Below are 26,394 nucleotides of genomic sequence, written 5' to 3' on the forward strand. Positions count from 1 at the left end.
TTTTCATCTATTATAAAACGACTAATCCAACAAAAGTTTTCCCTTTCAAACTAAACATCAAACCTTTTGTTTTGTTATTCACTCACTTTAAATGTAAATTCATTGTCCAGGAGGTCGATTTCTACAGATGAATGCGGAAGAACCTGACCAGAAACAATTTCTCTTGCTAGTGGTGTTTCTACATGGCGCACGATATAACGTTTCAACGGTCTTGCACCATAAACTGGATCATATGCTTCTTCTGCAATAAATGCTTTTGCAGCGTCTGAAATGCTTATACTAATTTCTTGATCTTTCAAACGGATTTGAAGTTCTTCTACTAGTTTTTCTACAATACCTTTAATGTCAGCTAGCGTTAATGGTTTAAATAAAATAATATCATCAACACGATTTAAAAATTCAGGTTTAAATTCACTTTGTAAAATTTGCATCACATCTTCTTCGAGTTCAGGTGATATTTCTCCTTTTTCAGTTCTATCTAGAAGTAAATTAGAACCAATATTTGATGTCATTATAATTACGGTATTTTTAAAATCAATTAAGCGACCTTGTGAATCCGTAATACGACCATCATCTAATACTTGGAGTAAAATATTAAACACATCTGGGTGTGCTTTTTCAATTTCATCCAGAAGTACAATGGAATATGGATTTCTTCTAACCGCTTCTGTTAATTGCCCCCCTTCCTCATAGCCAATATAGCCAGGAGGTGCTCCGACAAGTCTAGATACTGAATGTTTCTCCATATATTCAGACATATCAATCCGAATCATATGATCTTCTGAATCAAACATATTAAAGGCAAGCGCTTTAGCAAGTTCTGTTTTACCTACACCAGTTGGTCCGAGGAAAATAAAGGATCCGATTGGACGTTTAGGGTCCTTAATTCCTGCACGTGCACGAAGAACTGCATCGCTAACGAGTCTCACTGCATCATCTTGGCCGATTACTTTTTGATGAAGAACGTCTGCTAATTTTAGTAGTTTTTCGCGCTCACCTTCTACTAACTTAGTAACTGGAATGCCTGTCCAACGTCCGACGATTTCTGCAATTTCATTTTCTGTTACTTCTTCTTGTAAAATCCGGTCCTCTTGAGCTGTTTTTTCTCGGTTTTCTTTTTCTAGTGCTAAAAGTTCTTTTTCTACAGCTGGAATTTTACCATGGCGTAATTCAGCAGCTTTATTTAAGTCATAGTTATTTTCAGCCTCTTCTAATTCATGACGTAAATGATCAATTTGTTCCCGGACTTCACGAATTTTACTTATTTCGCTTTTTTCAGCTTCCCATTTGGACTTCATTTTATTTGCTTCTTCTTTATAATCAGCTAGTTCTCGTTGAAGTATTTCCAGACGGCGTTCGCTTGCTGGATCTTTTTCTTCTTTGAGAGCAGCTTCCTCGATTTCTAGTTGCATTACTTTTCTAGTCACTTCATCCAATTCACTCGGCATAGAATCAATCTCCACGCGAATCGTAGCGCATGCTTCATCTACCAAATCAATTGCTTTGTCAGGTAAAAAACGATCTGTGATATAACGATTGGATAAACTTGCTGCAGCGACTAAAGCATTATCATGGATATTAACGCCGTGATGAATTTCAAAACGTTCTTTCAATCCGCGCAATATGGATACAGTATCTTCCACAGTTGGTTCTGGAACAAGTACTTTTTGAAAACGTCTTTCTAGTGCTGCATCTTTTTCGATGTATTGTCGGTATTCATCTAAAGTTGTTGCGCCAATACAGTGCAGCTCTCCCCTTGCTAACATTGGTTTTAACATATTGCCGGCATCCATTGCGCCGTCAGTTTTACCAGCTCCAACAATCGTGTGGATTTCATCAATGAATAATAAAATTTGCCCATCACTTTGCTTCACTTCTTGTAATACAGCTTTTAAACGCTCTTCAAATTCCCCACGATACTTGGCTCCAGCAATAAGTGAACCAATATCAAGCGAAATTATTGTTTTATCTTTAAGTCCTTCTGGTACATCTTTTCTAACAATACGTTGTGCTAAACCTTCGACAATTGCTGTTTTACCAACACCTGGTTCACCAATTAACACAGGATTATTTTTTGTTTTTCGAGATAAAATCCGGATAACATTACGAATTTCTGTGTCACGACCAATAACGGGATCAAGTTTTCCGCTTCGTACTTCTGCCACTAAATCTCGGCCATATTTGAGTAATGCTTCATAGTTTTCTTCTGCATTTTGGGAAGTCACTTTTTTTCCTCCTCTGATTTGTAAAATTGCTTCTTTTATTTGTTTTTTAGTTTTATTTTGTTTTTTTAGTTCTAAAGTGATTGGATTGGATTTTTGATCCATCACAGCTAAGATAAGGTGTTCGGTTGATACAAAATCGTCTTCCAACTGTTTTTGCTCTTTTTCAGCATCTCTTATTAATTGAAATAATGGTTGGCTCATGGCCTGACCGTAATTAACACCACTTCCAGAAACAACTGGAATTTTTTTCAAAGAATCTTCTACTATACGGTGAAGTGCACCCGTATCTACTTCTGCTACATCATAAACTCGTTTCGTAAAATCACTTTCTGTTAAAAGGACTTGGAAAATATGAGCTACATCTATTTCTTGGTTTTCTGATGCTATAGCTAGATTTTTCGCATCCGCAATTGTTTGCTGGACTTGTTGTGTAAATTTTTGTAAATCCATTAGTTTGTCCTCCTTATAAAAGATAAGTTTGACCATTTTTGACCTTAAGATTATTATAGAATTTTAAATGCTTTTTGTCTAATAAAAACCATCTTTTTTATAGAAAAAAATCCACCAATTTTTAGGCTGGCAGATCTTTTGTTTTACTTAGTTACGTCCTGTAAAAAGTCGTAATAAAAACAGGAACAAGTTAAGGAAATCAAGATAAAGTGTAAGAGCAAGCATTGGTACATCATCAAGGTGAGTATCGCGCTTCATAATTTGATTAAAATCATACAAAATATAGAGTGAAAAAATTAGTGTCCCGCCTGCTGATATAATCGTTGAAAGCATCGAACCTAGTGGTAAAAAGACACCTAAAAAACTAAATAGCACTAAAATAATAATTGCCGCAAATAGAGCACTACTTAAAAACGATAAATCTTTTTTCATTTTTGAACCGATTAAAGCCAGTGTTGTGAATGTAACAGATGCTGTAACAAATGCCATTAATACAGCCGCACCTTGTCCCGCACCAAAGTAATATGTCAAAGTAGGTCCGAGTGTTAAACCTGTGACAAAAGCAAAAGCTAACAAAACAGGATAGCCAATAATTTTATTAATGGTTTTACTTCTCCGTATTAAAATAGCCACAATTAAAAGAGCTATTTCAATAACAACAAGCGGTAAATAAAGTTCTGGACTTAGCTCACTTCCAACCGCAGCACCAACTGATGCAACTAACAAAGAAAATACAAACCAATTAAGAATTTTTTGCATAATAATTTGTTTATCCGTTCTTTTATCTGTATTTATGTGATCTGATGTTTGGCCAATTTCATTCATGAACATTTCTCCTTCTTCCAATTAATTTACTATAAGTATAGCAGACAACACCCTCTATTAATATCGGTCTTACGCTTGAAATTAAAAAAAGAAGCGCACAAGGCACTTCTTTATATTAAACCCAATTTTTCTAACCCGAGTTTAATCCCATCATTATTATTATCCTTGGTAACAAAACTTGCTTGTTCTTTTAGATGTGGAACCGCATTTTCCATTGCTACCGAGTAATTGACGGCACCAAACATTTCTAGATCGTTCATACCGTCACCAAAAGCATAAGTGGGAACATCTTGATAACCCATAACTTCAAGTAGTTTTGCAATGCCCACTGCTTTTGAGCCACCTTTTCGAAGTACATCGTTGCTAAATGGCGTGTTACGTATAAATTGTAATTCTTTAAAACGCTCTGGAAAATATTCATCACCTGATTCTAACAATAAAAGTGCCATATTAATTGTTTCTTTTTTATACATATCCGCTATTACCATTGGTGTCGGTTCGCCTAAAAAATCATAATGCGCTTTTACAACCGGAGTAATAGCTGATGCACCAATTCGTTTATCATTATAATAGCAAACTTCTACATTTTGCGATTTAGCTTCTTGAGTTAGACGTTCTAATAATTCTTCCTCTAAGATATCTTCATAGACTTTTTCCCTTTCGAAAATAACCATTTGTCCGTTCATTATCACTGCTGATTCGATACCAGTAACTTCCATTTGATGGCTTATTTCTGTAAGTGTCCGTCCAGTAGCAATAACAGGAATAATCTTATTTTCACGCAACTTTTCTAGTGCATAAAGCGAGCTATCTAGCACTGTTGATTCATTATTTAAAAGTGTTCCATCCATATCAAAAAAACAAATCCCATGTGGTTTCAAATTATTCATCCTCTACTAACATAATATATTCATCTTACCAATGTTATGCATGGAAAGTAAAGGCTATTTATACATCACAAAATCACCAGTGTGTTCAAAGCCAAGACGATGATAAATCTCTCCAGCAACTGGGTTATCATAAAACAAACAAGGTTTTTTCCCTTCTGCAAGAACATCACAACATAATTTTTTTAGTAGTGTGCTTGCAAACCCCTTTTGTCTGTATTTTGATCTAGTTGCAACACCCGTAATCATTGCTGAAAAAGAATTTTCCGCAGAAGTTTCTGCTACTGCAACAATTTCTTGATTTTGTTCAATATAATAAATTCGTTTCACACCTTGTTTAATTTGGCGAATAATTAATTCTTCATTTTCTTCTCAAGTACCAAATTCGTTAATATTTGTTCGCATTTTGATGATAGCTGCAACATCTTCTGGAGCAGCCGTCCGTACGATAACATCTTGATTGACGGATATACGGTTAACATGTTCACATTCACAAAAATATGTATCTTGTCTTCTTTTGGCAAGTTTTGGTAAAAATGGTTCTAGCACTTGTGTGACACGAGAAATTCCACTAATTTCGTATTTCTTATCTTTTGCAATTATTTCTGAAAAAGCTTTTGCATCAAAATTAGCATCTTTTGAATAAGGTAAGTAAAATTTATCAAATCTAAGTAACACAGCATGTAAGTTACCAGTTGGATCAAATTCACCCCAAAGATTTTGAACATCACTATCATAACCAAAATTTTCAATATCCCCAATAATAAACAAATTTAGGGTTGCTTCTACTTTCAAAAGTGCCATTACTTCTTCATTATCAGATACAGTCAGTTTTCTAATCATGTGTCACACTCCTATTTTGAAAATTGTCTTCATTTTACGTGAGTTAGTTAGGTTCGTCAAGCCCCTAAACTTCCTAGCTCATTGCATAAAAAAAGTTTGGGAGGTTCGCTCCCAAACTTTTTATGATTCATAATGAATTTCGCCAATTTTCAACATAAGACTAATTGCGTTAAATTTTTCATCCCCAAGATGCATTTTATTTGTATCTTGAAATGTAATAGGCGCGGATGTAATAGCTTCTTTAGGTTGCTCAAAAAACTTTTCCTCTAATGCTAAACTTTCTGTAATTTGCATTATGTATTTTTGAAACTTATTTTCATTTCTCATTTTTCCAATCATCAATGCTTTTAACGTATTCTGTGAGATTCCAACCGCCGTAGCAAATGTTCTATTGGTATATCCGTTTATTTTCATATAAAGTGATAAATTAGTGGCAATTCTTTGTTTTTCTGCCTTGTTTTTCATTTAGGTCAACCTCCTAACCTTCTATATTTATCATTATGCCCGGTAAAGATGAGAAACAGATTAAAACTTCATAGTATTTAGGTAATAACTTTGCAAACGTTTTCTTTCATTACCTAGAAAATGCCGAAATAATATCTATTCCGGCATTTTTTCTTAATTTGTGTATTTATTCCATACAACCGTCCTTAATACTTCCAAAAATTCTGGATCGGCATTCGGCATAGGTGGGCGATGATACGCGGAACCAATTTCGTCTGTTACCACTTTACATTCATAATCATTGTCATAAAGCACTTCTAAATGTTCGGCAACAAATCCAACCGGCGTATAAATAAAGTGTTTATATTTTTCTTTACCATAAAGCTCTCTTGTTAAATCCTGTACATCTGGTCCAAGCCAAGGTTCACCAGTTTTCCCTTCACTTTGCCAACCTAGCGCATAATGAGGGACAACTACTTTTTCAAAAATCATATCAGCAGTTTCTTGTAGTTGATCTGGATAAGGATCTTGATGTAGTTTGATTTTCTCAGGTAAACTGTGCGCTGAGACAATCAAGATAGTATCCATTAATTCATCGACTGGAATTTGTTTTGCAGTTGCATTAATTCTGTCGGCCCACATTTGGATAAATTTCGGCTCTTTATACCAATCATTAATTGATTTGATTTCCATGCCGCCTAATTTATTTGCTGCTTCTTTTGCTCGTTTATTATAAGCTTCTACGCTAAAACTAGAATAATGTGGAGCTAAAACGATGGAAATCACTTCTTCTATTCCATCTTCATGCATCGTTTTAACTGCATCTTCTATAAATGGTTCAATATGCTTTAAACCAATGTATGCTTTAAATTTTACTTCCGATTGCGCTTGGTTTAATGCTCGCTCAAGTCCATAAGCTTGTTCTTCTGTAATTTTCGCAAGTGGTGACAACCCACCAATCGCATGGTAGCGTCCACGTAGATCAGCAATCATTTCTTCGCTTGGTTTATGCCCATGACGAATATCTGTATAATAGCGTTCAATATCTTCATCTTTGTACGGGGTTCCATATGCCATAACTAGTAACCCAACTTTTTTAGTCATTTGTTCATCATCCTTTATTTAATAGTATTTCGCTTCTTTCATGAATATAGGTAGTAAGTTTTTTCAACATTTCTGGTGATACTTCTGGGAAAACGCCATGTCCTAAATTGAAAATATAGCCAGGTTTTAATACACCTTCTTGCAAAATTCGTTCGGTTTCTTCCAAGCATTTTTCTGGTGCTAAAAGTGTTGATGGATCCAGATTTCCTTGGATAGCCTTGCTTGGTACTTTTTTTCTAGCATCAGTAAGAGATTCGCGCCAGTCTACTCCAACTACATCAAGTGGCATTTTTTCCCATTCAGCTAAAAGATGTCCTGCACCAACCGCTTGCATGATTATCGGCGTTGTTGGGTGTACTGCTTTAATCTCGATAATTATTTTTTCGATAGTGGGGCGAATATATCGGGTGTAATCTGCACGGCTGAGTGCCCCCACCCATGAATCAAATAGTTGAACAGCCGAAGCACCTGCATTAATTTGCGCAATTAAATAATCTGCTGTCATTTGTCCAAGTTTTGTCATTAACATCGCCCAAACTTCTGGTTCACGGTACATAAAACTTTTCGTTTGATGGTAATTTTTGGAAGGACCGCCCTCTATCATATAACTAGCCAAAGTAAACGGAGCTCCTGCAAAGCCAATCAAAGGAACTTCTAACATATCATCAGCTAATAATTTTATTGTATCCAGTACATAAGGAACTTCTATTTCAGGTTTAAAAATAGTTAGTTTTTCCACATCTTGGTAAGTTTTAATCGGATTATGTATCACCGGACCAATTCCAGATTTTATTTCGACATCCACTCCCATCCCCGGAAGAGGTGTCATAATATCTTTATATAAAATCGCTGCATCTACGCCATATTGATCAACAGGTAATTTTGTCACATAAGCGCATAATTCAGGTTGATGGGTGATTTCGAATAAAGAGTATTTCTCTTTCAATTTACGATATTCTGGTTGCGATCTGCCCGCTTGTCTCATGTACCAAACTGGAATTCGGTCCACACTTTCTTTTCGAGCTGCTTTTAAAAATAAATCATTGGTTATTTTTGTCATCAGGTCGCTTCCCTTCTTTGTTCATTTGCACACAATAGGTAACAGAACAATAAATAACTTCTCCAGATAAAAGAATACTAGAAATCTTGTATAAAACCAAACAAATTGCCTATCTTCTGTTTCAAATATATAAATAGTGGAAAATAAAGGTGAAATCATTTATCTTATTAGATTAAATTAGAAAGAAGGACTTACTATGAAAAAAATATTTGTCACAACTGGTACCGAGCATTATCTTCGTCAACTAATGGCAAATTATGTAGGTGCAAATGTAACATTGCTCCAAAATTATTCTCAATCACTGCTGTATCAGGAATCGACTGGAGACAAACTTTTTCAAGAAGGCATGGAATATCGAGTTCTTCAAAGCAGTGGTTCTTTAAAAGGATTTGGAATAGTTGTTTTCGAATATATTCAACTTCGAGATGAAGAAATCCCTATTTTCTTACAAATGTATCAACATGCAAGTCTTCACTTTGCGGACACTCAAGGCTTGCAGAGTACTAAGCTTGCAAAATCTATTAGTACAAATAAATTTTTAATGATCTCTTTTTGGGATTCAGAAATTTTCTTTCAAGATTGGAAAAAAACACCACTACATCAAGAAATCATGAATATCATGAAGAAAAATAATACCCAAGCGGGATTTTCTCATGAAGATATCTATCATTATCCAGAATTTTTCCATGATGCAAAATAAAAAAATGCGATTTGGACTATTACAATAATCCAAATCGCATTTTTTTATTCATACATTTTCCGCATTCGGACTGGTGCATAAATAAAAGTAAAAATAACTACGAAAGCCAAGTTTATACTCAAAATAATCAACCCGTTAATTGTTCCATTTTGTGCGATTCCAATGGTACTAAACAATAATGCTTGCGCAAGTAATAAAATTCGTAAAAAATGGATAAAACTGCGGTGACGATAGCCATCATCAATCGGATAAAGTCGAAGCATAATTTGTGAATCGTAGTGTTTTAGCATGGGAATAAATTGAAAACCAGTTAAATAAAGGAATAATAAAGAAAAAACAATATTTAAATAAAAACCTTGTACAAATACCAGTAAAATCACTGCTATAATCGTTAATCTAATATATAAACCACTATATTCATTTGTTCTTATAAAAGTTCGACTAAATAAATACGCAAATGTTTTCCTTTTTGCATAAGGGATTGGTTGATAAAGAAAATCTAAATAGCTTCGTCTGCGAACGGTTCCTCGTAAATGTGGCACATCCGTAAATAGATTCACTAAACGATAAAAACGATTCATTCTAGCTTCTTCTTTATCTACTAAATACTCCCATCTAAGCGTGACTTTGGCTACTTTCTTTGTCATCCAAAAATAGCTTGCAAATAGTAGAATAATCGTCACGGGGATAGAAATATACGGTGCGGAAATTAATGCAATATAAATTAGCAAAGCATTTACAATCACCCTTACAAACATCCAAGTCGTATCAGCCTCTTCTAATTTCATGCTTTCAAAGCCAAAGTAAATATTCCAAGCTTTTAGTAAAGCAAGCACGATAAATAATGAGAAAAATCGACTATAAGAAACACCTGTTACTTCAACGTACATTGGCATACAAGCTCCAAGAACAATCAAAAATACATAAAATTGCATAAAAAAACTAGCTATTTTGGCTTGCGCGAAATAATGATTCATCGCTTTTTCTTGTACAATTAAATATACAACATCTGGCTTTTGGAGGAGTGTAGCAACCGGACTTATGGCAATCGAAGCAGTAAGTAAAATAACCATTAATGGGATAACAGGGAAAGTTGGCTCTAACGTTTTTACCCAACCAGCATAATAGAATATCCCTGCACCAAGCCCAATTACCAATACGAAAAGCAAATGGTCATTAAACATGTAACGAAGATATCGCATCACTTCTGTCGTGTAAGCACTAAATCGCTCCTTCCAAAGCGCTTTACTATCAAATATCATCTTCATCAGCTTCCTCTTCCTTTGTCAACTGAATGTAAATTTCATCAAGTGAGGCTCCAGGCATATCAAAATTGGTTTGTAAATCTTTCAAGGTTCCTTCCGCACGAATTTCCCCTTGATGAATAATAATAAATGTGTCGCAATATTTTTCAGCTGTAGCTAAAATATGAGTGGACATTAAAATACTAGCACCTTCCGCGCGCATTTCATCCATCCAATTTAATAAAGATTGAATGCCAAGTGGGTCAAGGCCAACAAATGGCTCATCTATAATATAAAGCTTAGGCTCGATTAGAAATGCTGACATAATCATTACTTTTTGCTTCATACCTTTAGAAAAATGTGCCGGAAACCAATTAAGTTTTTTCTCCAATCGAAATTCTTTTAATAGTGGAACCATTCTTTCTTGTAACTCTTCTTCTGAAAGTCCATATGCCATACCAGTTAATTCAAGATGTTCTTTTAATGTTAATTCTTCATATAAGACAGGTGTTTCTGGTATATAAGAAAATTGTTTCCGGTATGTTTCTGTATCTTCCACTAACTGATGCCCATTAATTTTGATGGTTCCTTGTTTGGGATGCATTAAACCAGTTATATGTTTAATAGTCGTACTTTTACCCGCCCCATTTAGACCTATTAGTCCAACAATTTGTTTTTCTTCTATTGCAAATGAAATATCTTTTAGGACTGGGCGCTTCGTATACCCGCCTGTTAAGTTTTCTACTTCTAGTAAAGCCATTAGTATACCTCCTTGCGTACTCTTTAGTTTATAATAGCATATCCATCCCTCTACCTGTCAAAATTATCCATTATTCACTATCTTACGCATGCTTTTAACTCCTTTTTATGTTAAATTTATAGTAGTACATATTTTATAAATTGCGAAAGGTGGTCACATTTAATGGATGATTGCATTTTTTGTAAGATAATCTCCGGGGAAATCCCTTCTGCCAAAGTATATGAAGATGATGAAGTTTATGCTTTCCTTGATTTAGGACAAGTTACGGAAGGGCATACACTTGTAATTCCGAAGAAACATGCTAGAAACACTTTCGATTTACCTGATGAAACGGCCGCTGAATTATTTCGCCGAGTTCCAAAAATCGCTCGAGCATTAAAAGAAGCTTTACCTATACAAGGATTAAATATTTTAAATAATAATGAAGAAGTAGCTTCTCAATCTGTTTTTCATTGTCACATTCATTTAATTCCAAGGTATGGCAAATCTGATGACTTTGGGTTAAAATGGAAAGATAATGCAGATTGGTACACCAAAGAGCGTTATCAAGAAATCGCTGAACTAATTGCAGCAAAAGTAGACTAAAATGACTTGAAGGATGGAGTGGAGTATAAATGAATAAAAAATCACTTATTTTTGGTATTCTAGCTGGTGGGGCAATTGGAGCCGCAGCCTCGGTATTATTTGCTCCAAAATCCGGCAATGAGCTTAGAAAAGATATTGTAGCTAAGTCAGGTGAAGCAAGTGTCATTTTAAAAGAATTAGCTTACAATGCGAACGAACTAATTCAATCTGTTCAAGTTCTTGGCACGGAGGGTTCCACTTTACTTAAAGATGTATCTTCTGACATTATGGAATCTGTTTCAAAATGGAATGAAGAAATGGAACCAGAGAAAAAACGCTTAAAAGATGAAATTAAAGACATGCAAAAAACAATTTCCGACTTAGAAAAAACATTAAAAAAAGATAATAAATAATCTAAAAACTGGGCAGATGCTCAGTTTTTTTCTTTGGACAAATGATTGATTTTTAAAACAGTTAAAAATGACTAAAAAAGGGTTGAATTTTGATGCATTAGAGCATACAATACTATGGTGCCTTATGACAAAGGACACTATTTTGGTTATAACTGGAGGAAAGCTTTCAATGCGCTGCTTAAAATCAATCAACACAGAGCGACGAGATGAATTTAACAGACTTTTTCTAAAAGGAATTCTGGTCTGGCTAGTTGCCGTATGTATATGTTTTTTGACACAACATTTACTCTACCCCGGGCAATTGACAAATGACTATCAGCTGATTAGTTTAGTGGGTATTCTTTTAATCTACCCAATTCATAAATTACTTCATGTGATTGGATGTTTTAAATATCGTGAAGGGACAGTTATCCAGTGGCGGATTCATTTCTTTTTTCTGCCATGTATGAAACTTAATATCAAACGAATAATCCCCAAGTGGAGTTATATTTTCTCTTTAGTACTTCCATTTGTAGTCATAACAATTATTTTAGTTACTTTAATGATTTTAACACCTATTGGTCACTCGGGTATGTTTTTAATTCTATTATCTGTTCATTTTGGAATGAGTTTTTCAGATTTTATTCATATTAAAAAACTTTGGAAAATGCCTAACAACTGTTTTGTGGAAAGTGCTGAGCGCGGATTTTCCATTTTGATTTCTGACTAAAACATAAGAATATCATTAAATTTCTTTCATCTTTTCATTTTAGCTTTAATTTGTGGTATGATAGTTATTGTGTTAAGCGGGAATTATTCCAACAACTAAGGAGTGTGTTTTATTTAATGAAGAAGAAAATGATTCTTGGACTTGTTATGTTAATGGCAATGTTCAGTCTAGCAGCATGTGGTAGCGGTGGCGATGTCGTTAAGACGGATGCTGGCGACGTAACGCAAGATGAGCTCTACGAAGCAATGAAAGATAAATACGGCAATGAGTTCGTACAACAACTTACATTTGAAAAAATCCTTGGTGATAAATACAAGGTTACAGATGAACAAGTAGATTCTGAATTCAAGAAGTACAAATCTCAATATGGCGATCAATTTGACTCTGTTTTAGCTCAAAGTGGCTTAACTGAAGAAACTTTCAAAAGCCAACTTAAGTACAACTTATTAGTTCAAAAAGCAACTGAAGCTAACACAGATACTAGTGATAAAGTACTTAAAGAGTATTACAAAACTTGGCAACCAAATATTACTGTTAGCCACATTCTTGTAGCTGATGAAGCAAAAGCCAAAGAAGTAGAACAAAAACTTAAAGATGGCGAAAAATTTGCTGACTTAGCAAAAGAATATTCTACAGATACTGCTACTAAAGATAATGGTGGTCAGTTAGCTCCATTCGGACCAGGAAAAATGGATCCAGCATTTGAAAAAGCTGCATATGCCCTTAAAAATAAAGGCGATATCAGTGCACCCGTTAAAACGCAATACGGATACCACATCATCCAAATGGACAAACCTGCTACAAAAACAACGTATGACAAAGATAAAAAAGCTGTAAAAGAAGCTTACCTACAGTCTCAACTTACTACTGAAAACATGCAAAAAACACTGAAAAAAGAATACAAAGATGCTAATGTAAAAGTTGAAGATAAAGACTTGAAAGATGCTTTCAAAGACTTTGACGGTTCTGCTAAATCAGAAGAATCATCTGAAACAGCTAAATAAGCAATCAAAAACACGTTTGGAAAATTCCAAACGTGTTTTTTTATTATAATAACGATTTTTATTCAAAAATAGGATTATAAAATGAGCGGTTATCAAGTCCAAATACACGTTCACTAAATTCACCTGGTTTTGTATGTTTTAATACTTTATCCATCATATTAAGTGAAGCATCCATTAAATCAATTTGATGTAAAATCTCAGCTTCACGAACAAGTGGTGGTTTTGGACTGCCCCACTCTCCTTTTCCATGGTGAGAAAGTAAAACATGTTTTAAAACAACTACTTCTTCTCCATCAATTGAAAGCTCCTCAGCAATTTTACTCACTTCTTCAACAACAATAGAAATATGTCCTATTAAATTCCCTTCAAGTGTATAGGTCGTTGAAACTGGACCTGATAGCTCAATCACCTTGCCTAGATCATGTAAAATAACTCCTGCATAAAGCAAGTCTCTATTTACAGATGGATACAAATCAGCGACAGATTTAGCTAATCGCAGCATCGAAACTACATGGAAACTAAGACCCGAAACAAATTCATGATGATGGCGCATTGCAGCCGGATAATCATAAAAGTCATCTTGATATTTTTTTAGGAGCGCACGAGTAATCCTTTGCAAATTAGCATTTTTCATTTCAAAGATATATTGTGTAATTTCATCTGCTATTTCTTCTTTATTAATTGGTGCGGTTTCCATAAATTCATTAGCGCTAACCCCATCTAATGCGGTAGCTTGTCGTATTTGACGGATTTTCAGCTGTTTTCTACCTCGATAATTTTGAATATCACCTGTAAGTTGAACAATTTGTTGTACCCCGTAACTTACTTCATCACTCTCTTTAACATCCCATAATTTCGCCTCTAATTCACCGGATTTATCTTGTAAAACGAGGCTTAAAAATGGTTTCCCATTGCTTGCGGTTCCTTTTACACTTGATTTTATTAATAAGAATAAATCAACTGTTTCTCCAACTTCATAGTCTAATAATCGTTTTTCCATGGTATCGCCTTCTTTCTTTCTGTAGTAAGAAGTTTCTTTTCTCTATTATAGCATGCGTATGTCTTCACTGGAAAAATATTTGCGAGTTTCCCGGTGACATGTGAAAAAAATGACTTGATTTTGGCTCTTTCTTTTTTTTAGCAATTGCATCATTTGGCTCATTCTAGCCGCATCAAAATGGACAAAACCATCATCAATAATAATTGGTAGTGGAAACTCTTTATGCATAACATCAATTAGCGCAAAGCGTATCGCTAAATATAATTGTTCTTTGGTCGCCTGACTAAGCTCTTCCGGGTAAAATAAAACCACTTGCTTACTTTCCACTTGTAGCCGATTCTCATGTAAATACACTTTAGAATAGTTTCCACCAGTTAAATCATGAAAATATTCACTTGCAAGCGCTAATGTTTTTGGTAATTTCCCTTCTTGTAATCGCTGCATCGCCTCTTGTAATATTTCAAGGGCAAGTTTTGTTTCTGTCCATTCCTCTACAAATTGTTGTAACTTACTTTTTTCTGAATAGTATTTTTGCATTAGTACAGAAAAAGTCCCACCTTCTTCTAAAGTTGCTATTTCATGGTTCTTAGAGGCTAAACTCGCATGAAGACGTTCTTGTTCTAGTTCCATTTTGTGTAGTTTTTCCGCTAATTGAATTTCTTTTTCTTTAATTGTAGTTTGGCTGGTGAATTTGTTTAGCTCGTGCCTTTTTTCTTTTTCTAATTGTGCCTCAAGCAAAACTAATCGTTCACGCCATTTCTGTTCTTCTTTTGCTTGTACTGCTTTACTCCGAAATGCCTCTTCTGTGTATACTTTTGCTTGCAGTAGTAAATCACTTTTTTCTTTTTCCACAAGTAATAAATCTTGTTTCAGTAAATCAAGCTGCATCGTTACTTGTTCTACTTTTTCTGTGTGTTTAGCGTTTTCTGCTAAATGATTTCGGTACTGTAATAAACCTTGTCTTAAAAAGGCGATTTTTTCTTCTATTTGAGAGTATTCAGCCGGGATAGTTAAGTTCTCTAATTTAGCTTGATATGCCGCTTGTTTTTGTTCTAATGGGTGTAATTTTTGATGTAGTTCGACAATCAATTGGTTTTTTTGGGTATTTTCTTTGTATGTAAGAACAACCAATTCCCAGTTTTCTTGCGGTTCATCATCCAATCCTAATTCTTGATACAACTGCCGCAGTTCTATATCGTGTTGATAAATAGTTTTGCTTAATTTTTGCTCATCTTCTTCTAATTCAGCAACTTCACCAGCGACAACATCCATTTCACTCAGCAATTGCTGCCATTCTTGTCTTATTTTTTTCTGTTCTAAAAAAGCTACTATTTGCTCATTTTTGGGTTGTCCGTTTTGTTGGTTAATATATAGGAAATACCCCAAAATAACTACATCAACAAGAACGAAGGCAATGCTCCAAATGGACAAAGAAAAGATCATTACTAGTAAAGCTATAACTAATATACCTAGAGAAATAAATAAACCTGTTGTGGGCGATTTCTGTTTTCGCTCCATTTGATCTTTTTGTAGTTGGAAAGTCTTATTGTCCCACATCTCTGCTTCGATATGATCGATTTTGGTTTGTAGCTTTTGTTCAGATTCAGATGTTAATGTTAGCTTTAGATTAAGATCATGTTGTCTTTGTTTATTTATTTTTTCTTGCTCTTTTAACTTATGAATTCTTTCGTCTAGTTCCGCTCTCCATTTTATTTTGGTTGGCTCTGTATTGGTTTGATGATACGCAATTTCTTGTTTTAGACTGTTTTGTTGTAACTCTCTTTCACTGTATGCTCCGAACGATTCAACTAGATAAGCTACTTCCGCTTCATTGGATGCGAAAAAAACCAATTGCTCAAAATCATTTTTATTTATTAAGTTTTTTTGTCGTTCTTCTAATTGAATGAATTGATTTTGCCATTCTTTTTCTCGAAGCTGCAAATGTTCTAATCTGATAATCCCATCTGGTGGAAAGGTTGTTTGTACTGAGCTGGATGCTTTTTCATCAAGTGTCTTCCACTCTGTATATAATGGCCATAAATCCAGCAAAATATTTAGTGTGTCTAGTTCCACTCGGATTTTTGTTTTTTCTTCTTGTAGTTTAGATTGACGTTCTATTTCTTGTTCTTTTTCAGCAAGAAGCGCTTCATATTTGGTATTTTGTTTTTTGGCTTCTTGAAAAGCTTGCTGACTTTCTTTTACTTTTTTTAGTTGTTGATTAATTGCTGGATTTCTACCATTGGGTTTAAATAAAGCATCCAATTTTTTTTGTAAAGTTTCTGCTGTTTTTAAAAGTGTGTCAGAACCTGTTGTACCTGTCGCTAAAAGATATCGCTCAAATTCTTTCTTTTTCCATTGATGGATATTTTGCAAGCCATGAATGTCAAAAGAGAATATAGCCTCAAAAGTTGTTCGGTCGATTTCGCCTATAATGTCAGTTAATTTATCTTCTCCAACCATTTGTCCATCTTCCAAATGAATACGAACATCCCCAGTTGCTTTGCCTTTTAAGCGTTCAATTATAACTTTTCCAAGTGGTGTATCTTCAAGTGTAAGTCTCCCACCATAAGGACCACCATTTTTGGGCTCCATTCGAGGAATTGTTTGCTGTTTAGTTGGAAAACCAAATAAAACACTATGTATAAATGCCATAATAGTCGATTTCCCTGCTTCATTCTCACCAAAAAACACTTGAAAATCTGCCCTGCAATCAAAATGAGCATTCGACCATTTTCCATAACCAATAATATCAATAGATGTTATTTTCATTATTCATCACCCTCTACTTCTGCAAGCGTTGTTCCTAGTTCGATTAATGCTCTTTCTAGGAGGATAAGGCGATCTTGTTCCGATAAATCTTCCAAATAGCGACTCACTCCGCTTTCAAAATGAAGTGATTCTACAGCTTGATAAAATGCTGATTCCGCTTGTAAATGTTGGTAGGCACTTGCTATTTCTTTTTCAGCTAAATGAAATTCTGACCAATGTGTTGTGCTTGTTTGCTTCTTTTTTTGTAAGGATATTTTATGCGCCCATACAAATGTAGAGTCATCTATATTTGTTTGCTCTTGAAGCATTTGTAGCCAATCATCTGTCTTTATTTTTTGATTGTTTGTTGTCTCAATTATTAAATGTAAAAAATAAGAAGCATTTTTTTCTTGGTATGTTTCTAATTGTTTTGTGATTTCTCGGAAGCAAGTGTTTATTTCTGCATTTTCTGGCAAGGTGATGATTACTTCTTCCCAAATAATTGGACTGGTTTCTACAAAGTCAATCACTGTTTTTGCTTCTGAAAGGGTTACGATACTTGCCCCTTTGCCACCTGCCTCTTTACGATTTCTACCTTGGATATTTCCTGGGTAATAAATACTTGGGGATTCCGCGAGTAATTGTCGTTTATGAATATGCCCAAGCGCCCAGTAATCAAATCCTTTTTTGCTAATATCTTGCACACGAAATGGAGCATAAACGTCATGCTCTTCACTACTTGTTAATTCTGAACCGTGCAAAAGCGCAATATGAAAATCAGCAGGCTGTTGTACAATATATTCCTCCACACGACTAGTGCGAATGTGCCGTTCGTCATAGCTAAATCCATAAAGATTAACGTCGACACCTCGGTTAGTTTTCATTGTAACCATTTCTACTTTTTCTGGAAAAACATGCACATTTTCTGGCAAAGCGAGTTTTTCCTTGTGTTTATCTAAAAAATCATGATTTCCATGAATAACAAAAGCTTTGATTCCAGCATCTTCTAAGCGTTTCATTTCTTTTAAAAAGCGGGCTTGTGCGCGAACGCTTTGGTCTTCACTATCATAAATATCCCCAGCTATTAAAACAAAATCTACTGTTTCTTTGATTGCGAGTGAAATTATTCTTTCTAAGGATTGAAAGGTGCTTGCTTGAATTGCGGAAAAGAGTGGCTGTGGTAATGCTGAAAGTCCAATGAAAGGACTATCCAAATGCAAATCTGCAATATGTAAAAATTTGATTTCTTTCATGACTTTCGCCTCCTTCTCAAAAACCGAATATACGTTCTTATTATATCCTATTCTATCAGCGGGTACAAGCCTTTCAAACAAAAAAAGTGGTTCTGGTATTGTTAAGCTAATAACAAATACCAGAACCACTTTTTTGTCAAAATTAATCGTTTGCTACGTTATATAAATCTTGTAATGGCGTCATAATAATGCGGTTTAAGTCATTAATAATCGTGCTCATTGCTTGTTCTTTTTCCATTAATTTCACGATTGTTGCATTTTCTTGAACTTCTTGTGCTACTTCTTGTGCTACTTGAACCGTTTCGTCGTCAATTTCTTGACCAGTCATTTGTTTTTCTTGGATTGTTACTTGTACATCACGGAAACGCTCGAATTTTGCTTTTGCTTCTGCATCTTTGTTCACATCACGGTATGCTTCTTGTAAACTTAAAAATTCAGGTGTTTCACGAATTCCTTTGTCTAAATCATGTGCTAAATCATAAATATTAACTGCCATTGATAAATCCTCCAAATATCTGTATTTGTCACTTCTGTTTCACTATAACAAAAAGTCGCTCGTTATTCCAGTATAAAAGAACTAAATCCAGATTGCGAGGATACCTTGAACAATCCCAATAAAACCACCTAGGATTCCGCCTAAATAAGTAATCATTTTTAATTCTCTTCCAGAAATTTCGATAACTAATTTTTCGATTTCAGGTAAAGAGAATGTGGCAATTTGTTTTTCTACAAGCTGGGCTAAATTAAGTCTCCCAACCATTTCCGAGCTATGTTTTGCCACAAAATCAAGTGATCGTTCTACTGTAAAAGGAATGATTTTTTCATTGATGATACTTTCATAATTATGCAAGAATTTTTGGACTGGTTGGTTAAATAATTTTCCAAACGGAATCACTTGAATTATATCTGTTGTAAGCTGCTCTGCTAAATCAGCTTGCTTTTCTACAGGCACAAGTTCTTGTAATTCTTTTGATTTAAAGTTTTGCCACTCTGTCGCTAGCAATTGGTTAAGCATATTTTTAGTCTCTTCTTGGCTAATCAACCTTAGTCCTTCTTGTTGAATTTTTTCTGAAAAAGTATCGGTATTAATAAACATTCTTGCCATACTCCCCATTTTGCCATGTTCTGCAAAAAAATTCTGGAGCATTTGTTTTATTTGAATTTTACCATTTTCACTTGTAATAAAATCACTCATTTTAATTACTATTCTTTCTGTCACATGTGGCAATTTGGCTTGAAGTTCTGATTCCAGCATTGTTGGAATTATATTATCAATGCGAGTATCTTGGTGTTTATAAAAAAATTGATTTAGCTGGTTTTCTAAATTATTTTTCAGCCATGCAACGGAGCGAACTTCTGCATTTTGGTAGCCTAAAATTTCTAGTAACTCATTCGGGGTAGTTTCAAGTGTCATTTTTTCTTGAAACATTTTAATAAAAGTTTCAGTCACTTCTTTTTGTAATTTCGTGTCTAATAAACGACTACGAATAGCATCTTCTGTGAGTAAATGACTAACAACTACGCTTCCGATATGCTCTGCTAATTCATCGCGACGTTTAGGAATAAGCCCTGGTGTAAATGGTAGCCGTTTGTTAAAAAGATAAATGGCTTTATATGGACGAAAAAGCATTCTGATAGCAATAAAATTTGTCATTGCTCCAATAAATCCGCCAATTATAGCCATTAGAATGATAGTAAATAACACAGGCATGGTTTGCATCTCCTCATATTTATCTAGTAAAAGTGTTTTCATTATACGTGAAAAATCCCTAGACAACAATTGTTTCTAGGGAAGTTCATTCTAAAGTATGAGATTACAAATTCGTCATTTTAAGTGGGTCAACCCATAAATCAAATTCTTCTTCGGTTACAAAACCAGTTTTTATAGCTGCTATTTTTAAGGTTGAATTATCGGTAAACGCTAATTTAGCAATCTGTGCTGCTTTTTCATAACCAATATGAGGATTTAAGGCTGTCACTAACATAAGAGAATCATTTACTTTTGCTTCAATCACTGCTTCATTTGCTTCAAGACCTTCTAAGCAGTGAATTCTGAATGAACGCATGCTATCGGAAAGTAATTGAACAGATTCTAGAAAATTAAAAATGATAACTGGTTTATACACATTTAATTCAAAGTTTCCTTGGCTTGCAGCAACATTGATAGTTGTATCGTTTCCCATAACTTGTGCGGCAACCATTGTAATTGCCTCACACTGCGTCGGATTTACTTTTCCAGGCATAATAGAACTACCTGGTTCATTTGCTGGAATTGTTAGTTCGCCAATTCCGCTACGAGGTCCACTTGCTAAGAAACGAATATCATTTGCAATTTTCATTAAATCGGCAGCAAGACTGCGAATTGCTCCATGTACGAAATTAATCGGGCTATGACTTGTTAATGCAAAGTATTTATTAGCATCCGAAGTAAAATTGTAGCCGGTTTGTTTCATTAATTCTTGGGCCACTTTATCACCAAAATCTCGTGATGCATTTAATCCCGTTCCGACAGCTGTTCCACCAATTGCGAGTGGTAAAATTGCTTTCATACTTGTTTCTATATAATTTTTATTGTTTGTAATACTAGCTTCCCAACCACTAATTTCTTGACCAAGCGTCAGTGGAGTCGCATCTTGTAAATGTGTTCGACCAATTTTAACAAGATTCATATATTTTTCTTTTTTAGCCGTTAATACTTGATGCATTTCATTTAACTCTGGTAAAAGTTTGGTCACTAATGCTTGATACGCTGCGATATGCATGGCTGTTGGAAAAGTATCATTTGAACTTTGTGACATATTTACATCATCATTTGGATGAATCACACTTCCTGTTAACTGCTGATTCGCTACATGCGCAATAACTTCATTTACATTCATATTGCTTTGCGTTCCACTTCCAGTTTGCCATACAACTAATGGAAAATGCTCATCTAAATGTCCTTGAATTATTTGATCGCATACTTGAGCAATTGCAACTGCTTTTTCTTGTGATAGTTTCCCTTCCATTGCATTTACTTTAGCCGCAGCTTTTTTCAATTCTGCAAAAGCCCGGATAATTTCTTTTGGCATTTGATTTTCACCAATCGCAAAATTTCTTCTGCTACGTTCGGTTTGCGCCCCCCAAAATTTAGTCGCATCTACGGAAATTTCTCCCAATGTATCTCGTTCTATTCGTTCCACTTCGCCACCCCTTTTTTTCTATTTTATTATACGAAGGCTATTTTCGCAAAGTACTTATAAATTATTTGTTATTCTGTTTTTTGAAGTGGTTTTATTTTCACCATAAAAATAGTTAATATTACTAAAAGGACAATCCATGCTATAGTAATGAAAATGGTTGGCAAATAATAATCCATTGATTGACCTGGCATAATAAGCGCCGTCGCATTTTTACTTAAATATGCTGGATTAAACATTTGTACCCAGCCTCCAAATCCACTAATAACGCCTAGTAATATCGCAATAAATACGCTCACCATTGCAACAATTGCACTACTATCAAAAGCAGCACTGGCAAAAACTACCAAACTAATCACAAAAACAAACCATAATGCGTATACAAAAAAACTTTCTATTAATGTATTTATAGATAATTCTCCAAAAAGGAAATAAGTATAATATGCTGCTAAGATGTAGCCTATTAATAAAGAACCCAGTCCCATGAGACATTGCATTACCCACTTGGATAAAACATATTCTATGGTGTTTACTGGTCTTGTCATAATAAAAGCAAGCATTCCTTTTGTTCTATCACTTTGAATACAAGCCATTAGCGCAACGACAATGATAATTATTCCAAGTTGATCGAACTGAGAACCTAATGTTTGAGCCATTACTGCCTGTGCAGATTGATTTCCCATTAAGTTAATAACTTGTTCAGCCTCATTTCCCGTCCCAAAAGCTTTTAGTATATCTGGTAAGAAATACATCATCATTGGTTGAGTTAGCCCCAGAAGCGCAAAAACAATTGGTAACCAAATGATTTTCAAACTACGCCGTTGCTCTAGCCATTCTTTTCCTATGAGTGCACTAAAATGCGTCATTTACCCACCTGCTCCATAAAGATTTCTTCTAAGTTTTGATGTCTATTCTCCACTCGAATAATTTCACCATTTATATCTAATAACGCTTTTAAAATTGCTTCTGAACAAGCTTTTCTGTTGTTCGAATGTACTTGATATACCATCCCCATTTTTTCGATTTTTTCAATAAAATCATTTTGTATAAGTATTTGTTGCCATGCAGTTGCATCTCCAATAAATTCTACATCAAAAATAGAGGAGCTTTCTTCTTGGATGAGTTGATTTACCGTTTTATCAATTATTAACTCCCCATTTTTTATAATCGCAATACGGTCACAGATTTCCTCTGCATCTTTCAATATATGTGTTGAAAATAAAATGGTGATTTCTTTTTTTAATTCCTCTAACAATAAAATGATTTCACGACGTCCAATTGGATCCAGTGCAGAAACTGGTTCATCTAATATTAGTAATTCTGGTCGATGTAAAATGGCCTGTGCAATCCCTAAACGTTGCCGCATTCCTCCTGAATATGTACTAATTTTCTTTTTAGCACTATCGCTTAATCCTACTTGTAGTAAAACTTCTTGAATACGCGTTTCTAAGTCATGTTTCTCCATATTGGATAACCTTCCCATAAAGCGAAGACATTCTTGTGCATTCATCCAACCATAAAATTCTGGATATTGTGGTAAAAAACCAATTTTTTGACGAACCAATTTTGCTTCTTTTCCATCAAGTGTGATATGCCCTCCATCAGGGGGTAAAGTTTGTACAATCATATTAATAATGGTTGATTTCCCAGCACCATTTGGTCCAATAAGCGCTACACATTCCTTATTATAAATCGTTAAATTAATTTCTTTAACAACCAACTTACCATTGTATTTCTTTTTCAATCCTTGAATTTCTAGTTTTTCCATTAGTTTCCAGCCTCTTTTCGACCAAAAACAAAATAAATTACTGGTCCTAAAATGTTAATAAAGAGAATGACAAATAACCAAATAAGTGGGTTTTTTCGAATTTGCCAATTTTTTCCTAAATCAATAATAGCTGTTAATAATAATGCTAGATACAAAATAATTATTGGAATAATTAATGCTATTTGTGTTTTATCCATTATTTCACCTCGTTTTATTGTTATACATATTGTATAACAGTTATAATAATATAGCAATATAAAAAAGCACTTCACTGAAATTTTCAATGAAGTGTCTTTTTATTAATTCCCGATCGAGTCTAGCATGTTTCCAATGCCATCTGATACTTTACCACCGAATTCTTTTACTTTATCTGCACCTTTTTTAATAGTTTTACCAGCTTCATCTGCTTTTTCTTTGACGCCTCCCCAGAAATCGCCCTCTTCTTCTTCTTTTTCTGCGGCTTCTTTTTTCGCTGCGGTTTCTTGAGCGGCACTTTTCGTATCAAAATCTGTTGCTTTTTGATATTTCAGCCCGCTATTCATCACATAATGTGCGAGGCTAGATACGCCGGATGAACTTGTTGTTGTGAGATAGTGGTCTTTATCAGTCTTATCAAATCCCATCCAAACAGCTCCAACTAAATTAGGTGTATAACCAACAAACCATTGATCTTTTGTACCACTTGTATCATCGAACGGAACTTGTGTTGATCCAGTTTTACCTGCCATTTCGTGTCCTGAAACAGCCGCACTTTGTCCTGTTCCTGTATTGATTACATCTAGTAACATGGACGTCATATCATTTGAAACTGTCTCAGATATAATTTGTTTTGTTTTTGGAACATTTTCATAAACCGTATTACCTGATGGATCAACTATCTTAGTAATAATATGTGATTCAGGTTTTGCTCCATTATTAGCAAATGTAGAATAGGCTGTAGCCATTTGGACTGGAGAGGCTCCTTTACTCATTCCACCTAGAGCAAGTCCGAGTGTACGATCTTCTTCAGGAACTTCAATGCCAAATTTTTCTACTGATTTAACACCTTTATCTATACCAATTTGATCGAGCAACCAAACGGCTGGTGCATTTATAGAATTTGCAACTGCTGTATACATTGGTACTTCTCCACTATAAACCCCACCAACATTGGTCGGTGTGTAGTTGCCTTTATAGGTTGTTTTTTCGTCTTTTAACATTGAATCGACTTCATAACCTGATTGAAGTGCTGGCGTATAGACAGCTAGCGGTTTCATAGTCGAACCAGGTTGGGCTTTCATTTGTGTCGCTCGGTTAAATCCTCGGAAAACATGTTCTCCTCGTCCACCAACTAACGCTCGAATCCCACCAGTTGCCGGATCCATTAGAACTGCACCTGATTGAACTAATGTGCCGTCACTTGCATTAGAAGGGAATAAATAGTCATTTTCATATACGTTTTCTAAAGATGTTTGATAATTTTGGTCTAACTCAGTATAAATTTTATAGCCTTTTTGCATTATTTCGTCTTGCGTTATATCTGCTTCATTTACAGCTTCATTAATTACTGCATCCACATACCATGGATATTTATTTGCTAGCGGATCTTTTGATTGGTCATTTAATACAATTTTAGTTGCTTTGTATTTATCACCTTCTGCTTTTGTGATGTCCCCTGTTTCAACCATAGCGTTTAATACCATATTTCGCCGATTTGTTGCCTTATCAATATGCTCGTATGGATCATATGCGCTCGGTGCTTGGAGTAATCCCGCAATTGTTGCTGCTTCAGGTACATTTAAGTCCGCTGCAGATTTACCAAAATATTTTAAGGAGGCATTCTCAACACCCCACTCCCCATTTCCAAAATAGGAACGATTTAAGTACATTTCCATAATTTCATCTTTAGAATAGGTTTTTTCGATTTCTCTAGCCATGAAAATTTCTTTTGCTTTTCGTGTAAAAGTTTGTTCTTGTGTTAGTAAAGCGTTTTTGGCGAGCTGTTGTGTGATAGTACTTCCGCCACCAGAAATTCCGCCATTTGTAATCAAATTAACACCAGCACGAGCAATTCCTTTTAAATCAAAACCTTTGTGTTCATAAAATCTTCTATCTTCAATTGAAACGACCGCATTTTGAAGATTATCTGAAATTTTATCGATGGAAACAAAGGTAGCATCCGTCGAGGATAATTCTCCTGCTTTATCTCCGTCTTTGTCATAAATAATTGTTGCCGATTCTAACCCTTTCTTTAAGGCATCAATATCGGCAGACTTAGCTACAACTACGAGATAAATAATAAAAGTTAATAAAAATACCAGTCCCGCAAGTAAAAATATCTTTCCAACATGTTTATTTTTACAAAAGCGTCTAAATTTTCGCCAGCCAATACCAATCCATTTACCAATAAATCCAAAAAATAATTTAAGGTATTTTATGAGTTGTTGTTTAAATTTATCCATGTAACTCTCCTATCTTTCTACACGGTATTCAATAACTGAAAACACAGTTATACCCGTATTTTACGTTAAAACACAATTTTATGCCACCAACTTTAGACCGATTTTTGTAATAAATTTGTAATAATCCATATTTCCTACATATTTATTAACCTCTTTTTTACAATTTCTTTATTTTCATGTTTCTAGTGGTTTAAAAAGGGTACATATAACTGTTACCATCACTTATCTTTTTGGTAATAAGAATCACCTTTATGCTGTGTACAACAAGTAAAGGCATCATGTTTTACATGGGTAGCATTATTAAGCCGGAAAGGATTTGGAATATGACGCAAAAGCTAATTTATTTTTTATCACAAACGCATATTCGAAGTGCCATAGCAGAGGCATGGGCGAGACGACTTTCAGTTAGCAATGTTAAATTCATTAGTGGTTCTTGGCTTAAATCAAAAGCAACACCATTTATTGCCGAAGCGCTTAATGAGTTTGCTATTGAAGCGCCTAAAAGCTTATCGTATTCCCCTAGCTCAAAATTACTGGCAGATGCTGATCTCATTGTAACAATTTATGATTCTGCACATGAAATTGCTCCAAATTTCCCTACGGACATCCAAGAAAAAATTATATATTGGGACATTGATGATCCAGAACAGGAATTAGCGTTACCTCAAAAATGGGCGAGTTATCAAGAAGTTTGTGATAACATTGCCTTATCAGTTAAAAATTTAGAGCACGTATTGATAGAGGCTTAAATTTCGTTGTCCCGCCACTCGTAG

Annotated in this window: 24 protein-coding genes and 1 pseudogene; 6 read left to right on the plus strand and 19 right to left on the minus strand. The window is 34.7% G+C overall.

Annotation, left to right across the window (positions count from 1 at the left end; translation table 11 throughout):
* Positions 1 to 74 precede the first annotated feature (74 nt).
* The 7 genes and pseudogenes from clpB to hemE form a co-directional block, all read right to left on the minus strand.
* Positions 75 to 2,675, minus strand: coding sequence for an ATP-dependent chaperone ClpB (gene clpB / locus HCJ50_RS04615; RefSeq protein WP_185346701.1), 2,601 nt, complete (start codon positions 2,673 to 2,675; stop codon positions 75 to 77).
* Between the two features lie 147 nt (positions 2,676 to 2,822).
* Entirely contained in the window at positions 2,823 to 3,500 is a 678-nt protein-coding gene (locus tag HCJ50_RS04620) for a Bax inhibitor-1/YccA family protein (protein ID WP_185346699.1), read from the minus strand.
* Between the two features lie 110 nt (positions 3,501 to 3,610).
* A complete protein-coding gene (locus HCJ50_RS04625; protein WP_185346697.1) occupies positions 3,611 to 4,381 on the minus strand; it encodes a Cof-type HAD-IIB family hydrolase in 771 nt (256 codons plus the stop codon).
* 63 nt (positions 4,382 to 4,444) lie between these two features.
* A pseudogene (locus tag HCJ50_RS04630) lies at positions 4,445 to 5,230 on the minus strand (GNAT family N-acetyltransferase).
* Between the two features lie 120 nt (positions 5,231 to 5,350).
* Positions 5,351 to 5,695, minus strand: a complete 345-nt coding sequence (locus HCJ50_RS04635; protein ID WP_185346694.1) for a hypothetical protein — start codon at positions 5,693 to 5,695, stop codon at positions 5,351 to 5,353.
* A 153-nt stretch (positions 5,696 to 5,848) separates the two neighbouring features.
* On the minus strand, positions 5,849 to 6,778 hold the full coding sequence (gene hemH / locus HCJ50_RS04640) for a ferrochelatase (protein WP_185346692.1): 930 nt from the start codon (positions 6,776 to 6,778) through the stop codon (positions 5,849 to 5,851).
* Positions 6,779 to 6,785: 7 nt separating this feature from the next.
* Positions 6,786 to 7,838, minus strand: coding sequence for a uroporphyrinogen decarboxylase (gene hemE / locus HCJ50_RS04645; protein WP_185346690.1), 1,053 nt, complete (start codon positions 7,836 to 7,838; stop codon positions 6,786 to 6,788).
* Positions 7,839 to 8,034: 196 nt separating this feature from the next.
* Between hemE and HCJ50_RS04650 the strand changes: the two genes are divergently transcribed.
* Positions 8,035 to 8,538, plus strand: coding sequence for an antibiotic biosynthesis monooxygenase family protein (locus tag HCJ50_RS04650; RefSeq protein WP_185346688.1), 504 nt, complete (start codon positions 8,035 to 8,037; stop codon positions 8,536 to 8,538).
* A 44-nt stretch (positions 8,539 to 8,582) separates the two neighbouring features.
* Here HCJ50_RS04650 and HCJ50_RS04655 read toward each other — a convergent pair whose 3' ends face one another.
* Both HCJ50_RS04655 and HCJ50_RS04660 read right to left on the minus strand, forming a co-directional pair.
* Complete coding sequence (locus HCJ50_RS04655; RefSeq protein ID WP_185346686.1) at positions 8,583 to 9,806, minus strand: ABC transporter permease; 1,224 nt, start codon at positions 9,804 to 9,806, stop codon at positions 8,583 to 8,585.
* Positions 9,790 to 10,542 carry an ABC transporter ATP-binding protein gene (locus tag HCJ50_RS04660; protein ID WP_185346684.1) on the minus strand — a complete coding sequence of 251 codons (753 nt, stop codon included), beginning with the start codon at positions 10,540 to 10,542 and terminating at the stop codon, positions 9,790 to 9,792. The genes HCJ50_RS04655 and HCJ50_RS04660 overlap by 17 nt, the downstream gene beginning before the upstream one ends.
* Positions 10,543 to 10,677: 135 nt before the next feature.
* On the opposite strand from HCJ50_RS04660, the gene HCJ50_RS04665 reads away from it, so the two are divergent.
* The 4 genes from HCJ50_RS04665 to HCJ50_RS04680 all read left to right on the plus strand — a co-directional run bounded on the left by HCJ50_RS04665 (position 10,678) and on the right by HCJ50_RS04680 (position 13,232).
* Positions 10,678 to 11,127: an HIT family protein gene (locus HCJ50_RS04665; protein WP_311769216.1), complete on the plus strand. Its 450-nt coding sequence runs from the start codon at positions 10,678 to 10,680 to the stop codon at positions 11,125 to 11,127.
* A gap of 29 nt (positions 11,128 to 11,156) precedes the next feature.
* Entirely contained in the window at positions 11,157 to 11,519 is a 363-nt protein-coding gene (locus HCJ50_RS04670) for a YtxH domain-containing protein (protein ID WP_003720598.1), read from the plus strand.
* Between the two features lie 169 nt (positions 11,520 to 11,688).
* Positions 11,689 to 12,228, plus strand: coding sequence for a DUF3267 domain-containing protein (locus HCJ50_RS04675; protein ID WP_185346681.1), 540 nt, complete (start codon positions 11,689 to 11,691; stop codon positions 12,226 to 12,228).
* A 116-nt stretch (positions 12,229 to 12,344) separates the two neighbouring features.
* On the plus strand, positions 12,345 to 13,232 hold the full coding sequence (locus HCJ50_RS04680; RefSeq protein ID WP_185346679.1) for a peptidylprolyl isomerase: 888 nt from the start codon (positions 12,345 to 12,347) through the stop codon (positions 13,230 to 13,232).
* Positions 13,233 to 13,290: 58 nt separating this feature from the next.
* Here the strand turns inward: HCJ50_RS04680 and yhaM are convergent, their stop codons facing one another.
* The 10 genes from yhaM to HCJ50_RS04730 form a co-directional block, all read right to left on the minus strand.
* On the minus strand, positions 13,291 to 14,232 hold the full coding sequence (yhaM, locus tag HCJ50_RS04685; protein WP_185346677.1) for a 3'-5' exoribonuclease YhaM: 942 nt from the start codon (positions 14,230 to 14,232) through the stop codon (positions 13,291 to 13,293).
* Between the two features lie 45 nt (positions 14,233 to 14,277).
* The gene (locus HCJ50_RS04690; protein ID WP_185346675.1) at positions 14,278 to 17,001 is read right to left on the minus strand and encodes an ATP-binding protein; all 2,724 of its coding nucleotides are present in this window, start codon (positions 16,999 to 17,001) and stop codon (positions 14,278 to 14,280) included.
* Positions 17,001 to 18,233 (minus strand): metallophosphoesterase family protein, encoded by a 1,233-nt coding sequence (locus HCJ50_RS04695; RefSeq protein WP_185346673.1) that lies wholly within the window; start codon positions 18,231 to 18,233, stop codon positions 17,001 to 17,003. Before HCJ50_RS04695 ends, HCJ50_RS04690 begins: the two co-directional genes overlap by 1 nt.
* Before the next feature lie 142 nt (positions 18,234 to 18,375).
* On the minus strand, positions 18,376 to 18,729 hold the full coding sequence (locus HCJ50_RS04700) for a YlbF/YmcA family competence regulator (protein ID WP_185346671.1): 354 nt from the start codon (positions 18,727 to 18,729) through the stop codon (positions 18,376 to 18,378).
* Between the two features lie 81 nt (positions 18,730 to 18,810).
* Positions 18,811 to 19,944, minus strand: a complete 1,134-nt coding sequence (locus tag HCJ50_RS04705) for a DUF445 domain-containing protein (protein WP_185346756.1) — start codon at positions 19,942 to 19,944, stop codon at positions 18,811 to 18,813.
* Between the two features lie 103 nt (positions 19,945 to 20,047).
* A complete protein-coding gene (fumC, locus tag HCJ50_RS04710) occupies positions 20,048 to 21,415 on the minus strand; it encodes a class II fumarate hydratase (RefSeq protein WP_185346669.1) in 1,368 nt (455 codons plus the stop codon).
* 68 nt (positions 21,416 to 21,483) lie between these two features.
* On the minus strand, positions 21,484 to 22,278 hold the full coding sequence (locus HCJ50_RS04715; RefSeq protein ID WP_185346667.1) for an ABC transporter permease subunit: 795 nt from the start codon (positions 22,276 to 22,278) through the stop codon (positions 21,484 to 21,486).
* Positions 22,275 to 23,180, minus strand: coding sequence for an ABC transporter ATP-binding protein (locus HCJ50_RS04720; protein ID WP_185346665.1), 906 nt, complete (start codon positions 23,178 to 23,180; stop codon positions 22,275 to 22,277). Before HCJ50_RS04720 ends, HCJ50_RS04715 begins: the two co-directional genes overlap by 4 nt.
* A complete protein-coding gene (locus tag HCJ50_RS04725) occupies positions 23,180 to 23,377 on the minus strand; it encodes a PLDc N-terminal domain-containing protein (protein WP_185346663.1) in 198 nt (65 codons plus the stop codon). The genes HCJ50_RS04720 and HCJ50_RS04725 overlap by 1 nt, the downstream gene beginning before the upstream one ends.
* Positions 23,378 to 23,479: 102 nt before the next feature.
* Positions 23,480 to 25,621, minus strand: a complete 2,142-nt coding sequence (locus HCJ50_RS04730; protein ID WP_185346661.1) for a PBP1A family penicillin-binding protein — start codon at positions 25,619 to 25,621, stop codon at positions 23,480 to 23,482.
* Positions 25,622 to 25,944: 323 nt separating this feature from the next.
* Here HCJ50_RS04730 and HCJ50_RS04735 point away from each other — a divergent pair, with 323 nt between their 5' ends.
* Entirely contained in the window at positions 25,945 to 26,370 is a 426-nt protein-coding gene (locus HCJ50_RS04735; protein ID WP_185346659.1) for a low molecular weight phosphatase family protein, read from the plus strand.
* Positions 26,371 to 26,394 lie beyond the last annotated feature (24 nt).

Origin of the sequence: Listeria immobilis, from assembly GCF_014322765.1 — a bacterium.
Classification (GTDB): domain Bacteria; phylum Bacillota; class Bacilli; order Lactobacillales; family Listeriaceae; genus Listeria; species Listeria immobilis.

Bases quoted from the DNA above. Each gene is read 5' to 3' on its own strand.
- HCJ50_RS04720 (WP_185346665.1), bottom strand. From the start codon at position 23,180: ATGGAAAAACTAGAAATTCAAGGATTGAAAAAGAAATACAATGGTAAG.
- hemH (WP_185346692.1), bottom strand. From the start codon at position 6,778: ATGACTAAAAAAGTTGGGTTACTAGTTATGGCATATGGAACCCCGTAC.
- HCJ50_RS04690 (WP_185346675.1), bottom strand. From the start codon at position 17,001: ATGAAAATAACATCTATTGATATTATTGGTTATGGAAAATGGTCGAAT.
- HCJ50_RS04695 (WP_185346673.1), bottom strand. From the start codon at position 18,233: ATGAAAGAAATCAAATTTTTACATATTGCAGATTTGCATTTGGATAGT.
- HCJ50_RS04670 (WP_003720598.1), top strand. From the start codon at position 11,157: ATGAATAAAAAATCACTTATTTTTGGTATTCTAGCTGGTGGGGCAATT.
- HCJ50_RS04675 (WP_185346681.1), top strand. From the start codon at position 11,689: ATGCGCTGCTTAAAATCAATCAACACAGAGCGACGAGATGAATTTAAC.
- HCJ50_RS04735 (WP_185346659.1), top strand. From the start codon at position 25,945: ATGACGCAAAAGCTAATTTATTTTTTATCACAAACGCATATTCGAAGT.
- HCJ50_RS04700 (WP_185346671.1), bottom strand. From the start codon at position 18,729: ATGGCAGTTAATATTTATGATTTAGCACATGATTTAGACAAAGGAATT.
- HCJ50_RS04650 (WP_185346688.1), top strand. From the start codon at position 8,035: ATGAAAAAAATATTTGTCACAACTGGTACCGAGCATTATCTTCGTCAA.
- HCJ50_RS04730 (WP_185346661.1), bottom strand. From the start codon at position 25,621: ATGGATAAATTTAAACAACAACTCATAAAATACCTTAAATTATTTTTT.
- HCJ50_RS04655 (WP_185346686.1), bottom strand. From the start codon at position 9,806: ATGAAGATGATATTTGATAGTAAAGCGCTTTGGAAGGAGCGATTTAGT.
- clpB (WP_185346701.1), bottom strand. From the start codon at position 2,675: ATGGATTTACAAAAATTTACACAACAAGTCCAGCAAACAATTGCGGAT.
- HCJ50_RS04725 (WP_185346663.1), bottom strand. From the start codon at position 23,377: ATGGATAAAACACAAATAGCATTAATTATTCCAATAATTATTTTGTAT.
- HCJ50_RS04705 (WP_185346756.1), bottom strand. From the start codon at position 19,944: ATGCCTGTGTTATTTACTATCATTCTAATGGCTATAATTGGCGGATTT.
- HCJ50_RS04620 (WP_185346699.1), bottom strand. From the start codon at position 3,500: ATGAATGAAATTGGCCAAACATCAGATCACATAAATACAGATAAAAGA.
- HCJ50_RS04660 (WP_185346684.1), bottom strand. From the start codon at position 10,542: ATGGCTTTACTAGAAGTAGAAAACTTAACAGGCGGGTATACGAAGCGC.
- HCJ50_RS04635 (WP_185346694.1), bottom strand. From the start codon at position 5,695: ATGAAAAACAAGGCAGAAAAACAAAGAATTGCCACTAATTTATCACTT.
- yhaM (WP_185346677.1), bottom strand. From the start codon at position 14,232: ATGGAAAAACGATTATTAGACTATGAAGTTGGAGAAACAGTTGATTTA.
- HCJ50_RS04715 (WP_185346667.1), bottom strand. From the start codon at position 22,278: ATGACGCATTTTAGTGCACTCATAGGAAAAGAATGGCTAGAGCAACGG.
- hemE (WP_185346690.1), bottom strand. From the start codon at position 7,838: ATGACAAAAATAACCAATGATTTATTTTTAAAAGCAGCTCGAAAAGAA.
- HCJ50_RS04680 (WP_185346679.1), top strand. From the start codon at position 12,345: ATGAAGAAGAAAATGATTCTTGGACTTGTTATGTTAATGGCAATGTTC.